13 protein-coding genes are annotated in these 14463 nt (G+C 71.2%); 8 read left to right on the top strand and 5 right to left on the bottom strand.

All coding sequences use genetic code 11. From position 1 onward, the window contains the following. Positions 1–218 precede the first annotated feature (218 nt). Positions 219–629 carry a PPOX class F420-dependent oxidoreductase gene (locus OG607_RS43050; RefSeq protein ID WP_405735559.1) on the top strand — a complete coding sequence of 137 codons (411 nt, stop codon included), beginning with the start codon at positions 219–221 and terminating at the stop codon, positions 627–629. Between the two features lie 527 nt (positions 630–1156). Here OG607_RS43050 and OG607_RS43055 read toward each other — a convergent pair. Both OG607_RS43055 and OG607_RS43060 read right to left on the bottom strand, forming a co-directional pair. After that, a complete protein-coding gene (locus tag OG607_RS43055; protein ID WP_405735561.1) occupies positions 1157–2734 on the bottom strand; it encodes a purple acid phosphatase family protein in 1578 nt (525 codons plus the stop codon). Positions 2735–3193: 459 nt separating this feature from the next. Further along, a complete protein-coding gene (locus OG607_RS43060) occupies positions 3194–4678 on the bottom strand; it encodes an FAD-binding protein (RefSeq protein ID WP_405735563.1) in 1485 nt (494 codons plus the stop codon). A gap of 64 nt (positions 4679–4742) precedes the next feature. Between OG607_RS43060 and OG607_RS43065 the strand changes: the two genes are divergently transcribed. The 4 genes from OG607_RS43065 to OG607_RS43080 all read left to right on the top strand — a co-directional run bounded on the left by OG607_RS43065 (position 4743) and on the right by OG607_RS43080 (position 8732). Further along, the gene (locus tag OG607_RS43065; RefSeq protein ID WP_405735565.1) at positions 4743–5063 is read left to right on the top strand and encodes a hypothetical protein; all 321 of its coding nucleotides are present in this window, start codon (positions 4743–4745) and stop codon (positions 5061–5063) included. A gap of 434 nt (positions 5064–5497) precedes the next feature. Then, a complete protein-coding gene (locus OG607_RS43070) occupies positions 5498–6646 on the top strand; it encodes a DUF3500 domain-containing protein (RefSeq protein WP_405735567.1) in 1149 nt (382 codons plus the stop codon). Next, on the top strand, positions 6643–8043 hold the full coding sequence (locus OG607_RS43075; protein ID WP_405735569.1) for a HupE/UreJ family protein: 1401 nt from the start codon (positions 6643–6645) through the stop codon (positions 8041–8043). The genes OG607_RS43070 and OG607_RS43075 overlap by 4 nt, the downstream gene beginning before the upstream one ends. Positions 8044–8120: 77 nt before the next feature. Next, complete coding sequence (locus tag OG607_RS43080) at positions 8121–8732, top strand: flavin reductase family protein (protein ID WP_405735571.1); 612 nt, start codon at positions 8121–8123, stop codon at positions 8730–8732. Between the two features lie 33 nt (positions 8733–8765). Here the strand turns inward: OG607_RS43080 and OG607_RS43085 are convergent, their stop codons facing one another. Both OG607_RS43085 and OG607_RS43090 read right to left on the bottom strand, forming a co-directional pair. Then, a complete protein-coding gene (locus OG607_RS43085) occupies positions 8766–9296 on the bottom strand; it encodes an NUDIX hydrolase (protein ID WP_405735573.1) in 531 nt (176 codons plus the stop codon). 75 nt (positions 9297–9371) lie between these two features. Beyond that, positions 9372–10715, bottom strand: coding sequence for a transcriptional regulator (locus OG607_RS43090; RefSeq protein WP_405735575.1), 1344 nt, complete (start codon positions 10713–10715; stop codon positions 9372–9374). A 272-nt stretch (positions 10716–10987) separates the two neighbouring features. On the opposite strand from OG607_RS43090, the gene OG607_RS43095 reads away from it, so the two are divergent. Beyond that, a complete protein-coding gene (locus OG607_RS43095) occupies positions 10988–11245 on the top strand; it encodes a hypothetical protein (protein ID WP_329321055.1) in 258 nt (85 codons plus the stop codon). Between the two features lie 8 nt (positions 11246–11253). Here OG607_RS43095 and OG607_RS43100 read toward each other — a convergent pair whose 3' ends face one another. Then, positions 11254–11964, bottom strand: a complete 711-nt coding sequence (locus tag OG607_RS43100) for a TVP38/TMEM64 family protein (protein WP_405735577.1) — start codon at positions 11962–11964, stop codon at positions 11254–11256. Positions 11965–12292: 328 nt separating this feature from the next. Between OG607_RS43100 and OG607_RS43105 the strand changes: the two genes are divergently transcribed. Then, positions 12293–13000: a DNA alkylation repair protein gene (locus tag OG607_RS43105; RefSeq protein ID WP_405735579.1), complete on the top strand. Its 708-nt coding sequence runs from the start codon at positions 12293–12295 to the stop codon at positions 12998–13000. A gap of 246 nt (positions 13001–13246) precedes the next feature. Beyond that, a complete protein-coding gene (gene tuf, locus OG607_RS43110) occupies positions 13247–14422 on the top strand; it encodes an elongation factor Tu (protein WP_405735581.1) in 1176 nt (391 codons plus the stop codon). Positions 14423–14463: the final 41 nt, after the last annotated feature.

The following is a 14463-nucleotide window of genomic DNA, read 5'->3' on the forward strand; positions in this document are numbered from 1 at the left end:
CGCCGATGGCGGGAGATCGACAACGGTCGATAACGGGCAAGCCATTGGACGCGAACAAATGTGTGAGATAGCTAACAATACAAAGGGCAGACCTTTTGACTGCTCCTTCGCGCCGCAGCGGTCCGGTACTGGGCAGTTGAGGGGGTGTGGGGCTGGAAGGACGGTTCCAGGACCGATATGGGTCGACGCCCGGGAACGGCGGGCCTACCCTCTCGATCATGCCCATTTCGTTGAGCGAAGCCGCGCGGAAGATCCTCGACGGCCCCAACCCCGCGGTCCTCGGCACGATCAACCCGGACGGGAGCCCGCAGACCTCGGTGGTCTGGGTGGGAACAGATGGCGATGACCTGCTCATCTCCACGCAGGCCGGTCGGCGTAAGGAGAAGAATCTGCGACGTGATCCCCGGGCCAGTCTGAGCGTGTACGACCGGGATGATCCGCTCCAGTATGTCGAGGTGCGCGGCCTGGCCACGGTCACCGAGGACGCCGGTCGCCAGGTGGCCGTTTCGCTGGCTGAGAAGTACGAGGGTCCAGGTGCCGGTGAGGAGTATCTGCAGCTGCCGCCCGAGGTCATACGCGTCACGGTCCGGATCACGCCGCAACGAATACTGGGGAATGCCGCCGGCTGAAGCCATGCTCAGCGGCGCCATGCGTCGCGCCCCCGCGCCACAACGATCCGCCCGATCACCGCCGGCATCACCAGCCAGGCCACCGCCACCGGCCCTCCCCACCCGACGCCGACAAGACAGGCCGGCCACGCCGCCAGCGCCCAGTAGGTACGATCCGCAGGCCAGTGAACCCAGCGCCAGAGCGGTGTCTATATTCGGGTCACCAATGGGGTCGTGTCGAGCGAGCCGGATGCCGGAGCGGGGCCCGACAGTTCGAGCCGGTACGTCTGCTCTCGCCCGGAGCTCTGGATCACTGTCCCCGTCACGGTGGCTCGTACGGTACGCAGGCAGTCCGCCTGGTCGGCATGTGCTCCGGCCGCGGTGCACGGGACCGCCGAGGCAAACCCCCGCTCCTCCGCCACTGCCGTGGGCAGGGCGGTGAACCCATCGACCGCCCACAGCAGGGCGGCAGCGCCCGGAAGCATCGCGCACAGCCCCCATGCGCGATGCCACCATGGCGCGCGACGGACCGGGGCAAGGACATCTGTTCAGTGCCGTCCGGCCGCCGTACGCGAGACCGTGAACCGGTCGACCTCGGCGCCGGTGGCGGCCAGGGCCCGCACGGTGAGGGTCGCCGTGCGGCCGGGCGTGGCGGGGGCGACGTCGACGCGGATGAACGAGTAGCCGGTGTAACGGACCCGGGACCAGTCGACGTTCTCGGTGACCTTGCCGTCCTTGCCCGTCCAGTACGTGGGCACCGAGTCGACCTCGTCCTCGTGGCCCTCGTAGCTGTCGGCGACCGGGAAGCTGTACACGCTCTCACCGCCCGCGCCCGCCGTCACGTACACCACGCCGCCACGTGCCGGCTCGTGGGTGCCGCCGATGGGCAGGGCCCGTACGGCCTTGTCCTGGACGACGGGGTCGGTGCGCTCGTAGACGTGGTTGTGGCCGTTGACCACCAGGTCCACCTGGTGCTTCTCGTACAGCGGCACCCACTGCTCGCGCACCCCGCCCTCGGAGGCGTGGGAGCTGGTGGTCGAGAAGGCGCAGTGGTGGTGGAAGACGACGATGAAGTCCACGTCCGCGCGGGCCCGCAGCTCGCCGAGCCGCTGGTCGAGCCAGGCGGTCTGCCGGCCGCCGGTGTAGCCGATGTTGGCGGGGATCTCGTACGAGACGTCGTTGGCGTCGACCGACACCACGCCCACGTTGCCGTGGACGAAGGAGTAGACGCCGGGCGCCGACGCGGGGTCGAAACCGTTGCCCGGCAGGGTGAAGCGGGCCTCGTTGCCGCCGTACCCGTTGGGCGAGTACCAGGACTCCATGTCGTGGTTGCCGAACGCCACCATCCACGGCACCCGGCTCGACAGCGGCTCGATCTGGGCCAGGAACGAATCCCACTGGCGGGCGTCGTAGTTGCCCGCGTCCCCGGGCAGGCCGTGGCCGGTCTCCTCGGCGTAGCAGATGTCGCCCGCGTGCAGGTGGAACGCCGGGTTCTGCGCCTGGACCAGCGCGTTGAGCCCGATCGACGTGTAGCCGGGGTTCTGGTCGCCGAAGGCGGTGAACGTGAAGGGCCGGGTGCTGTACGCCCGGGGAGCGGTGGTGAAGGAGTACACGGTGTGCGCGGCGCCGGGATCCGCGGGGTCGAAGCCGTCGTGGCCGACGCCGTAGTAGTACGTCGTACCGGGGCTCAGGTTGTCCAGCGCCGCGTGCACGTAGTACTGGTCGATGTCGGCGCTCTTGCCGATGCCCGTCGGCGTGAACAGGTCGCGCACCTCGGCCGGGATCCGGTGGCTGAGGTCGAGGGGACTGCGGCCGATCCGCAGGAAGGGCCTGCGCACCGGCAGCGGCACCTGCCACGACACGCGCATCTGCGTACGCGGATCGGCCCCGTAGGCCAGGTGCCGCCCGAACGGCGCCACCAGCGAACCGTCCACGTCGGCGGTGGCGGATCCCGTCACGAGCGTGGGCGTCGCGGCCACCGCGGCACCGCCACCGCCGGCCAGGGTGACGCCTGCCGCGGCTACCGCGCCACCGCGCAGCAGACCGCGCCGGGAGAAGGCGCTGCGGAGGTACTCGTGCTGCTCGGGCATGCTCAGCGTGTCGGCGAGCCGGTCAGGGAGTCCCATGCGGGGAGTGTTCATGGGCGGCAGGCTGGCAGCGGCGGCTGAACGACCGATTGCCGTCGCCCCATGGACTGCCAATATCCTGCCCATCCCCTTGCCATCGCGGCGGGCCCGGCTCACCTCGTAGGACACGGCTTTGATCGAGGCGAAGCGCACGTCACGCCGGTAGGCGCCGCGTGGGAACGGGGAAGCGCCGGATGCTGGAGCTCATGTCGCTGGCGACGGCCACGGTGATGCTGGGAACCGTGGGTGCGGGGCTGGGCAACGAGGCGGGCAAGCAGGCGTACCTGATGATCGGCGGGCCGGCCCGCCGGATCGCGGGACGGGAGGTACCGGCCCCATTGGCGGGGGCCGGACCGTGCACGGCTCCGTGCCCCATGCGGCAACTGCGGGACGCCCTCGCGGGAACCGCCGCACGCCTCGAAGCCGGACCGCTGGACGTCGCCGCTGACCGGCCGTCGATCAGAAGATTCCCTGACCCGGGACGAGGACGCCGCGCGGGTCGTAGCGCCGCTTCGCGGCTGCCAGGGCCGGCCAGGCGGAGCCGAAGTGGGTGCGCCAGTCGGCGCGGTCGAAGGGGATGGCGCCGACCGGGTACTGCGTGCCGCCGGCGGCGCGGACGGCCTCGTACGCGGTGCGGTTGGCGGTGAGCAGCCGGTTGACGGTGGCGGTGTCGTCGGGCGGGGTGGTGCGCAGCACGGCGAGAAGGTACGGGACCGGGTCGTCGGGGACGCGCAGCAGCGGGGTGTGCAGGCGCTCGCGCAGCAGCGGGTAGAGGAGGACGACGCCCGGGCCGAGGTCGGCGGGTGTGAGGGCGTCGAGGATGCCGCCGGCGACGGAGGCGACCTTGTCGCCGGGGATCAGGAGGTTGAGCCAGGGGTGGGCGTACGTCCACAGGCCGGCTGCCTTGAGTGCGGCGACGGCGGGGGCGATCCGGTCGAGGAAGTCGTAGTAGGCGAGATCGGCGGTCTGCACGCCGGTGGGGTTGTGGTGCAGGCCCGCCAGGAGCGCGGCGTCATCGGGGTGCGCGTCGTACGAGACGGCCTCCAGGACGTAGCTGCGGAAGGCGCCGTTGGCGTCGGCGACGACCTGCCCCTCGACGTAGCCGAAGCGGCCGTCGGTGACGAGCAGCCGCTGGTCGGCGAGGAAGGTGTTCAGGTCGTCGTAGGGCAGCAGATAGTGCCGTACGGTCGTGGGGGCGGGCAGCAGGCGGATGGTGGCGCCGACGATGACCGCGCACTGGCCGAGGCCCGCGAGGACGGCGTGGAACAGTTCGCGGTGCCGGGTCGGGGAGCAGCGGACCAGTTCGCCGGCACCGGTGACGACGCGCAGTTCGGTGACGTTGTCGACCTGGCCGCCGTGGTGGTGGGTCTGGCCGCCGAGGCCGCCCACGGACAGCGTGCCGCCGACGGAGAGCTCGAGGTAGTCGGTGAAGACGGGCGGCGTGAGCCCGTGGGCCAAGGCTGCCTTGGTGACGTCGCTCCACTTGGCGCCCGCGCCGACCGTGACCGTACGGCTCTGCGGGCCGACGGCGCCGATCTCCGCCAGGGGCGTCGTCTCGATGACCAGCCCGCCCTCGACCTGCGCCTGGCCGTACGCGCCGTGGCCCTGGCCGCGTGGGGCGGCCTTCAGGCCGTGCGCGTCGCAGAAGCGGACCATGGCCACGACATCGTCGACCGAACCGGGGCGCAGCACCGCGACCGGCCGCCGGTGGACGATGTGCCCGAAGTCGTCCGCGTCCGCCGCGAGTGACGCGTCGTCGGTCAGCAGCGTGCCGTCCAGTCGGGGCAGGCCCACCAGCCCGTGGCCCGCCGCGGTGTCCGACCCCGTCGCGGCCACCGCCCAACTCCGGCCGACCGGGTCGAAGCCGATGACCACGGCCCCCGCGGCGACGGCCAGCCCGCGTAGCGCGGCACGCCGCGACGGCAACGACGGCAACTGAGTCATGAGCTCCCCTTGATCAGGTACGTGAAGGGGATCGTACGCGGACCGCGCTTACTGATGCCACGTCATGCGCACGTCCCACAACGGCCGTTCGGTGGAACTTGGTCGGCGGTCTCGTCGTCTGCCGGAGACCGTCGCCCTGCTCGATGCCGCCCGGCGCAGGACCGGTGTGATCCCGCAGTTCGTGACCGTCCCCGGTCACATGCACCTGTCGGAGATCCTCTGGCTCGGGCTGGACGACGCGGCCTTCGTGGCGATGCTCGCCGGCTCCGCCCCCGTCCGTATAGGCAATCTTCAGGGCAAACCCTGCTCGACCGGCCTGCCGCTCGCTTTCCGCAATAGCAGGGAACCCTATTCGCGCGATAAGAGCAGCCTGTCAATTCCATAAGCGCATTCCGTGAATTCGCACAGCACTGCGGGCGCGACTCGAGAATATTTTGTTCATCTGATGGTGCATTGAGATTTCGGCAAGAGTGTTGTTAATGTTGTCAACAATCGTAGGACGGGCGACAAGGTGCCTGTCGTGCGTTTCAGCCCTGCCCGTGGCCGCTGACGAGCGGCCGTTGGCCATGGGAAACGTCCGGTTGTCTACACGGATGCAAGCGATCTCGAGGCCGGTCGATGGGCGCTGCCCGCATGGCCGGGACGTCATTCCAGGCTCAAAAGGAGTGGTTCGTGAGTAGAGAAAGAACCCGTCGAGTACGCACACGACGGACTTGGCGGGGCATAGCCGGTGCCGTCGCGGCAATTGCGCTGGTCGGTGGCGGCTTTGCTGCGGCAAACGCCTCGACGGATGTGCCGGCAGACAAATCGGCCGCAGGCGTGAAGCGCCCGGTCGACAAACATGCCACCGGCGTCGAGGCCGTGGTCAGCGCTGCCAACGCGTTCCTGAACACGCTGGACGCCGACCAGCAGGCGGAGGTGCTGCTGGACTTCTCCGAGGCGAACGCGACGGCGTGGTCGAACCTGCCGTGCGGGTCGTCCTGCCGGCCCGGGATCCAGCTCGGCTCCCTGACAGACGCTCAGCTGACCGCCGCCATGAAGGTGTTGAAGGTGGCCACAGGGTCCGGCAAGGGCACCGGGTACGACCAGATCACGCAGATCATCAAGGCCGACGACGTGCTCGCCGCGGCGGAGAGCTCCAGCTCCAGCTCCAGCTCCGCGTCCGCGGCGCCCACGGACAGCGCGTCGAGCACGGCCTCGACGGACCCGTCCGCTTCGACGGACCCGTCGGCCTCGGCCGACCCGAGCTCGTCGGCCACCGACGCCCCGACGGGCACCCCGCCGTCCGGCGGCACCGGCGGTGGCACCTTCAGCTACGGCAGTGGCGACTACTTCCTGGCGTTCCTGGGCACCCCCTCGGCGGACGGCACCTGGCAGCTGCACTTCGGCGGCCACCACCTCGCCGTGAACCTCACCTACAAAAAGGGCAAGGTGGCAGGCGCCAGCCCGTTCTTCCTCGGGGTCGAGCCGACCACCTGGACCGACGACGACGGCACCACGTACACACCCCTGGAGGCCCAGCGCAACGGCCTCCTCGCGCTGACCGGCAGCCTGAGCACGGACCAGCTGGCCGAGGCCAAGCTGTCCGCGTCGTACAGCGACGTGCTCCTCGGCCCGGGTGAGGACGGCCAGTTCCCGGAGACCAAGGAAGGCATCGCGGTCAGCGAGCTGACGCCCAAGCAGAAGAAGCTGGTCCTGAAGGCGATCCACCCCTGGGTCGCCAACGTGGACGACGCCACCGCGAATCAGCTCATGAAGACGTACGAGCGTGAGCTGAACGAGACCTATGTGAGCTACTCCGGCGGCACCGGCCTGGACGCCCAGGGCGACTACGTGCGCATCGACGGCCCCGGCGTGTGGATCGAGTTCGTCTGCCAGGGCGGCGTCGTCTTCCGGGACCAGATCCACTACCACACCGTGTACCGGGACCACACCCGCGACTACGGAAGCGAGTTCACCTTCTCATGACCGGACCGCGAATCTGGCTGACCACAGCACTTCGCCTGGTGGCCGGGATCGCGATCGCGGTACCGGCGGCGCTCCTGCTCGGAGCGTCGCCGGCCGCCGCGCACCCGATGCCGCATTCAGTGGTCCAGCTCGACGTGTACAAGTCCTCGGTCACCGCGCAGCTGGAACTGCCGGTCGGTGACTTCGCCACGGCCAGCGGGATCGATCTGACCAGCATCGAACCGTCCGCCCTGCCCGCCAAGGCAACGGCCATCCGCACCTACCTCGGCAAGCACATCCGCCCGACCACCCTCAAGGGCAAGGCATGGCGGGTCGGCATCGGCGCGCTGAGCCTCAGCCGCACCGAGCAGACCTCCACCGGCCCGTACCGCGAGCTGATCGTCAAGGCCGTGCTCACCCCGCCGGCCGGCGCTGACGTGCGGCACTTCACCCTGAACTACGACGTGATCGTCCATCAGGTCGTCACACACGTGGCGCTGGTGTCGGTACGGCAGGACTGGGCCGCCGGCCGGGTCAGCGGCGAGGGTGCCACCCAGGTCGGCACCGTCCGTCTCGACATCCGGCACATGACCGTCCCGCCACTGACCGTCGACCTCGGCGACGGCAGCGCCTGGCGCGGCTTCCTCGCCATGGTCGAACTCGGCGGCGACCACATCCTCACCGGCACCGACCATCTGCTGTTCCTGCTCATCCTGCTGCTGCCCGCACCGCTGCGGGCCGCCGGGGGACGCTGGCACGGACTGGTCGGCGCGCGCGCCGCACTCGGGCGCATCGGCCGCATCACGATCGCCTTCACCGCCGGCCACTCCGTCGCGCTTGCCGCCACCGCCCTCGGTCGCCTGCAGATCCCCAGCCGGCCGGTCGAGGCGTTCATCGCCGCCAGCATCCTCGTCGGCGCCGTACACGCGATCCGCCCCCTGTTCCCGGGCCGCGAAGCGCTCGTGGCCGGCGTCTTCGGCCTCGGCCACGGCATGGCCTTCTCCTTCGTGCTCGCCGAGATGCATCTGTCCACCGGCCAGCTCGTGTTCAGCCTCCTCGGCTTCAACCTCGGCATCGAGCTGGTCCAGCTCCTGCTGGTCTGCCTCGCCCTGCCCTCGCTGCTGGTGATCGTGCGGCTGCCGGTACAGCCCACCCTGCGGGTGTGCGGCGCGCTGCTCACCGGCACGTCGGCCCTCGGATGGCTGGTCGACAGGCTCGGCGCACCCAACCCGGTCGCCCGGGCGGCCGACAGCGCCGGATCCCACACCACCCTGATGCTGGCCACCCTCGCGGTGGCCGCGGCCACCGCCGCCGGCTGGACACTGGCCACCCGCCGGCGCGCGCTGCCCGAGCCGGGCGGTGGCGTCCGCCTCCGACCACGGTCACGGCCGGACGCGGAGGCCGCGCGTTCGTCGTGAGGCGGTCCGTGTCACAGGTGGTCATGCCGTTGACCTGCTGCCATGGTGTGCGGTCGATCGACGGCATACTGGCCGTCATGCGCATCGACTTCGACCCACAGACCATGGAACGGGCTGCGTTCTACCGGCTCCTGACCTCGGTGGTGGTGCCCAGGCCCATTGCCTGGGTCTCCACGGTCTCGGCGGTAGCCCCATTTGGTGCAAACCTTGCCCCGCACTCCTTCTTCTCCGTGGCGTGTGTCAGCCCGCCGGTGGTGCAGTTCACCTCGGTCGGGCGAAAGGATTCGCTGCGCAATATCGAGGCCACCGGCCAGTTCGTGGTCAATCTGGCGCCGGAGCATCTGTTCGAGCAGGTCAATGCCACGGGGACGGACTTTCCGCACGGGGTGAGCGAGTTCGACGCGGTCGGGATCGCGCGGGAGCCGAGTCGGCTGGTGAAGCCGCCGAGGGTGGCGGCGTCGCCGGTGGCGCTGGAGTGCGAGCTGCACAGCACGGTGCTGCTGGGGGACTCGACGGTGGTGTTCGGACGGGTTGTGTACGCGGCGGTGTCGGACGCGGTGCTGGTGGACGGGCATCCGGATGTACGGAAGCTGCGGCCGCTGACGAGGCTGGGGAAGGACGAGTGGGGGACGATGGGGGACATCCTGGAGATCTCCCGGATCCCCTTCGAGGACTGGCCGAAGAACTGAGCGACCTGACGGACGACACCGCCCGGACACCCCCTAGCCGAGCCGTACGTTGTGCAGCATCAGCAGCGCGGCGGCCATGTTGGCGGCGGGGACGTCGCCGCGCGCGACCAGGTCGGGGACGGCTTTGAGGGGCACCCATTCGCGGCGGTCGGACTCGAAGTCGTCCTCGGGGTGGCCCACGTAGTGCGCCTCGTCGGCCCAGTAGACGTGGTGGGTGGCGTCGGTGAGGCCGTTGGAGGGTTCGAGGGTGAAGAGGTGGCGTAAGGGGCCGGGGCGCCAGCCGGTCTCCTCCAGCATTTCGCGGGCGGCGGCGGCGGGGATGGGCTCGCCGTCCTCGACGACGCCGGCGGGGAGTTCCCAGCCCCAGCTGTCGGTGATGAAGCGGTGCCGCCACAGGAGGAGGACCTCGTTGTCGGGGTTGACGGCGGTGGCGACGGCGACCGGGCGCAGCCGGATGAGGTAGTGGTCCAGGTGGCTGCCGTCGGGCAGTTCGACGTCGGCGAGGTTCACCCGGAACCATCGGTTCTCGTACACGGTGTGCTCCCCGAGATTCTTCCAACGCATGGTGCCGCCGCCTTCCGCCGCTTCGCTGCTGACATCGCAACACGGCGGATGCCCGGGCGGAGGCCGCGGGAAAGGTCACAGCGGGACGCGCAGAGCCTCGTCCAGGAGTTCGACGGCCTGTGCGGATATGGCCCCGTCATATGCGGCCAGATGGTGCCGTACGGACCGGAAACGGTCACGGAGTCGCTGAGACTCCATGCCGCGCCCCTGTTCGACCATGGCCGCCGCCAGTTCGGAGGCGTGCTCGGCCTGCCCGCGGCGCAGTTCCACATGGACCAGCACCGCGAGCCGGTGCACGCGCCCGCGCGGGTGGGCGGGCAGTGCGGCGGCGCGGTGGGCGTGCTCGTGGGCGGGGGCCAGGGCGCCGATGCTGAGATACGCCTCCGCCAACTGCACATCGACCAGGCCCGGTTGGACGTAGCCGGTCTCCGACGGCTCCTCGTCGGCGCGTATACGTCCCTCCGCAGCCACGGCCAGCCGTGCGCAGCGGGCGACTCCGGACGGATCGCCCAGGTGTCCGTACGCCTTGGCCTGCATCGCGTACAGGTCGGCGGCCAGCGCCGGGGTGATCTGCGAACCCGCGGTGCGCAGCGCGGCCTCGGCGAAGGCGACGGCCTGGCGGTGGTCGCGCAGCCAGAGCGACTGGTAGACCAGCATCCCGACGACGCAGGCGCCCAGGCGCCGGTCGCCGGAGGCCTTGGCCAGGCGCAGGGCCTGGTGGAAGTAGCGCTGGGCCAGGCCGTACGCGTCCGCGTCGTACGCGCAGATGCCGGCGATGCCGACCAGGCCGCCGACGGCGCGGCACAGGTGGCGGCCGACGGCGTCGCTGTAGCGGCCGCGCAGCATGGGGGCGGCCTCGGCGGTGAGGAAACCGGTGACGCGGTCGCGGGTGGCGACCCCGCCGGCACTGCGGTAGAGGCCCTCGAAGTGCGTACGGGCGGCGCGCAGCATCGCCACGTCGGCCATGCCGACCTGGTCGCGGCCGCCGCGCGAGACATCGGTGTCCTCGGGCGGGTTCTCCCACTCCCACACCGGCATGACGGCATCGGTGCCGGTCAGGGGCGAGGCGTTGCGCACGGCGGGGCGGCGCTTCTCGTCGGAGCGCCACAGCGCGGTGGCCGCGTCCATGAAGCCCGACAGCGGGATCCCGGCCGGGGTGACCGGGAGGGCGCCGGGGGAGCGCATCCCGATGTCGCCGAGTGCGAGGGGGCGCCGCACTTCGCGGCCGAGCACCTCGCAGAGCAGATCGGGGACCCGGCCGCGCGGCCGCTGGCCGCCGATCCAGCGGGTGACGGCGGTACGGTCGTAACTGAGCGTCAACCCTTTGGCCTGTCCCGCCGCGTTGACCCGGGCCGCGAGACCGGCGTGCGACAGGCCGGATTCCGACAGCAGCGCGTCGAGCAGGATGTTGGGTTCCATGGCCGCCCCCCTGATGTGGCCAGGTGTAGCACGGTGCCCGGCATCGTAGCCCTCCCCCTGTTCGCACGGGGTGTGTTTCGCACACCCAACTCCGTGCGTCGCACACGCTTACCCGGCCCGCGCGGACGCGGTTCACTGAGCGTGCCGCTGAGTGGTCGGGGCGGACCCGAGACCGCCCCGACGGCCGTCCGCCCGTCGTGCCTCCCCCACGGCGGGCGGACGGCACCGCCCCCTGGCGTCCGCACCACGGAGCAGAAGCCCGGAGCCTGGCCATGACGGAGCCCGAACACGCCACCATCACCGCGGAATTAACGGAGCTGCGCCGCAGCCTCGATGTCGGCTTCACCCGCATGGACGGCCGGTTCGCCCTGCTGGCGCACCGCGGCGAACACCTGGAGAAGGGCGTCGACGAACTCGAAACCCGCGTCAGCCACCTCGAACACGGCCGCTGGCCGCTCCCCAGCATCGCCGCGCTCACCGGCTTCTGCGCTCTCGCCGTAGCACTCTGGCAGGCGCTGGGCAGTCACTGACTTCGCTGTCACTGACTGCGCGGTCGGCGCCGTCGCCAGGCGACGACCACGGCGGCCAGACCCGTCACCGCGATGAAGCCCATGGCCAGCAGGAACGCCGGCGACGTCGGGGACGAGGCGTGGCTGCCCGCGATGACGTACGCGGCCGTGTTCGGGACGCTGCCCAGGGCCGTGGCCAGCAGGAAGGGGCCAAGACGCATCTCCGACACGGCCGCGCTGTAGTTGGCGGCGGCGAACGGAACCCCGGGGAACAGCCGCATCGCCAGCATGCTCCGGAAACCGTGCCGGCTCAGCTGCCGGTCCAGCGACAGCAGCAACCGCCCCCGCAGCAGCGGCCGCAGCGCGTCCCGGCCCAGCACCCGCCCCAGCCCGAACGACAGCCCGGCCCCCAGCACCGTGCCCGCCATCGCCGCCCAAAGCCCCGCCTGCGCCCCGAACAGCGCACCGGCCACCGCATTGAGCAGCGGCCTCGGCACGAACGCCACCGAGCACAGTCCGTACGCCGCCCCGAACAGCAGCACCGCCATCGTGCCCGTCACCTGTACCGGCCACCCGTGCGCCAGGAGCCGCTGCGGCTCCCAGACCAGCACCGACGCCCCCGCGCCAACCAGCAGCGCGACCAGCAGGGCCAGCCGTGCCCACGGCGACAGCAGCGCACGCGTCGCGCGCACGGCGGCGGGCACCGTGACGGGGACGGGAGGGGCAGCGGTATCGAGCATCCGCAGGAGCGTAGCCGAGGAGGCTGTCCGTCCGGTGTGCGTCCGGTGTCTTCCGGCGACCCTGTTGCCGACCTGCTACGCGGCCGTCACGGCCCAGGGCCTGTCTTGTGGATCTCCGTGGGGAAGGAGCGGCCCGCCGCGCCAGCGGCTGGTGTCACTGCGGCGCCTGTGATCGCAAGGCGGAGGAGGGAGGCAACGCGGTGGGGGCACCTCCCAGCGTCTAGCTGGGGGACGTTGTCGACCGACGACAACGCGGCGAGCGCTGGTGCCAGGGCACGCGACGCCACGGAGATCCACAAGACAGGCCCTAGCCCCCTACGGTGTCCGCATGGCCCCGACCCCGCCCGCCAGCGCCCTCGCCGACACCGTGCTGCCGCGCCTGACCCGCGCGTACGCAGCCGCCGCCGACCCGCAGCGAGCCGCCTCGGCGGCCGCGTACATGCGCGGCGCCTTCCCCTTCCTCGGCATCATGACCCCCGACCGCCGCAAGCTCTCCCGCGAGGTGCTGGCCGGCACGCCCCGGCCCGACCAGGCCGACTGCACGGCGATCGCCCTGCGCTGCTGGGCCCTGCCCGAGCGCGAATACCGCTACTTCGCCGTCGACTACCTGCGCCGCCACGTCGCCAGGAGCTGTACCTCGGGCTTCCTCCCCACCGCCCGCCACCTGATCACCACCCAGTCCTGGTGGGACACCGTCGACCAGCTCGCCGCCCACGTCGTCGGCCCCCTGGTCGCCGCTGACCCCGCGCTCCCGGCCCTGATGGACCGCTGGATCGACGACGACGACCTCTGGGTCGCCCGCACCGCCCTCCTGCACCAGCTCGGCTACAAGTCCGCCACCGACCCCGACCGGCTCTTCGGCTACTGCCTCCGGCAGGCCGCGCACCCGGACTTCTTCATCCGCAAGGCCATCGGCTGGGCGCTGCGGGAGTACGCGTACACCGATCCGGACGCGGTCTACGCGTTCGTCGACTCGGCGCGGGACCGGCTGTCGCCGCTGTCGGTGCGCGAAGCGCTGAAGCACGCGCCGCGCTGAAAGCCGCGCTGAAAACCGTTCGACGGGACGCGGGCCCGTAGCCGATCATCGTCCACATGTTCCGGTACGCCTTCCTCACAGATTCGTCCGCAGTCGCGGACGCGCTGAAGGCTGCCCTGGCCGCATTCTTCGACGGCGCCCGACGCTGACCCTCCCCGGACATTCCGGCGGACCCCGCAGGGGGAGGGTCGGTCCGGCCCAGGGGTCCCGCAGGGAATCTCGTATCGAGGTATCGAGGAACGCAGCATGTCCAAGCAGGAGTACGCGCGCACGAAGCCGCACCTGAACATCGGCACCATGGGCCATGTCGACCACGGGAAGACCACCCTGACGGCCGCCATCACCAAGGTTCTGGCCGAGCGCGGCACCGGGGGCACCTTCGTGCCGTTCGACCGGATCGACAAGGCCCCGGAGGAGGCGGCGCGCGGGATCACGATCACGATCGCGCACGTGGAGTACGAGACGGACACCCGGCACTACGCGCATGTCGACATGCCGGGGCACGCCGACTACGTCAAGAACATGATCACCGGGGCGGCGCAGCTCGACGGGGCGATCCTCGTCGTGTCCGCGCTGGACGGGGTCATGCCGCAGACCGCCGAGCATGTGCTGCTGGCCCGCCAGGTGGGCGTGGAGCACATCGTGGTGGCCCTCAACAAGGCCGACGCGGGCGACCCGGAGCTCACCGACCTCGTCGAGCTGGAGGTGCGGGAGCTGCTGTCCGCGCAGGGGTATCCGGGGGACCGGCTGCCCGTGGTGCGGGTGTCGGGGCTGCGGGCGCTGGAGGGGGACACCCGGTGGACGGGGGCGATCGAGGCGCTGCTGGACGCGGTGGACACGTTCGTGCCGGTGCCGGTGCGGTACACACAGGCGCCGTTCCTGCTGTCGGTGGAGAACGTGTTCACGATCACCGGCCGGGGGACGGTGGTCACCGGCGCCGTCGAGCGCGGCACGGTGCGGGTCGGCGACCGGGTGGAGGTGCTCGGCGCGGACGTGGAGACCGTGGTCACCGGTGTGGAGACCTTCGGCAAGCGGATGTCGGAGGCGCAGGCCGGGGACAATGTGGCGCTGCTGCTGCGCGGGGTGCAGCGTGACGCGGTGGCCCGGGGCCATGTGGTCGCGGCCCCGGGCAGTATGACGCCCCGTCAGCGGTTCCGGGCGCGGGTGTACGTCCTGCCGGCGGCGGAGGGTGGGCGGCGCACGCCGGTCGCCACCGGGTACCGGCCGCAGTTCTACATTCGTACCGCCGACGTGGTCGGGGACGTGGACCTCGGGGAGGGCGGGATCGCGCTGCCCGGCGACACCGTCGAGATGACGGTGGAGCTCGGGCGGGCGGTGCCGCTCGAAGCGGGGCTCGGCTTCGCGATCCGCGAGGGCGGCCGTACGGTCGGCGCGGGCACGGTGACCGCGCTGGCCGAGTAGGGGAGAGCCGTGCCGGCGGTCCCGCCTCAAGGGGCGGGGCC

The organism is Streptomyces sp. NBC_01537, assembly GCF_045040445.1.
GTDB lineage: Bacteria > Actinomycetota > Actinomycetes > Streptomycetales > Streptomycetaceae > Actinacidiphila.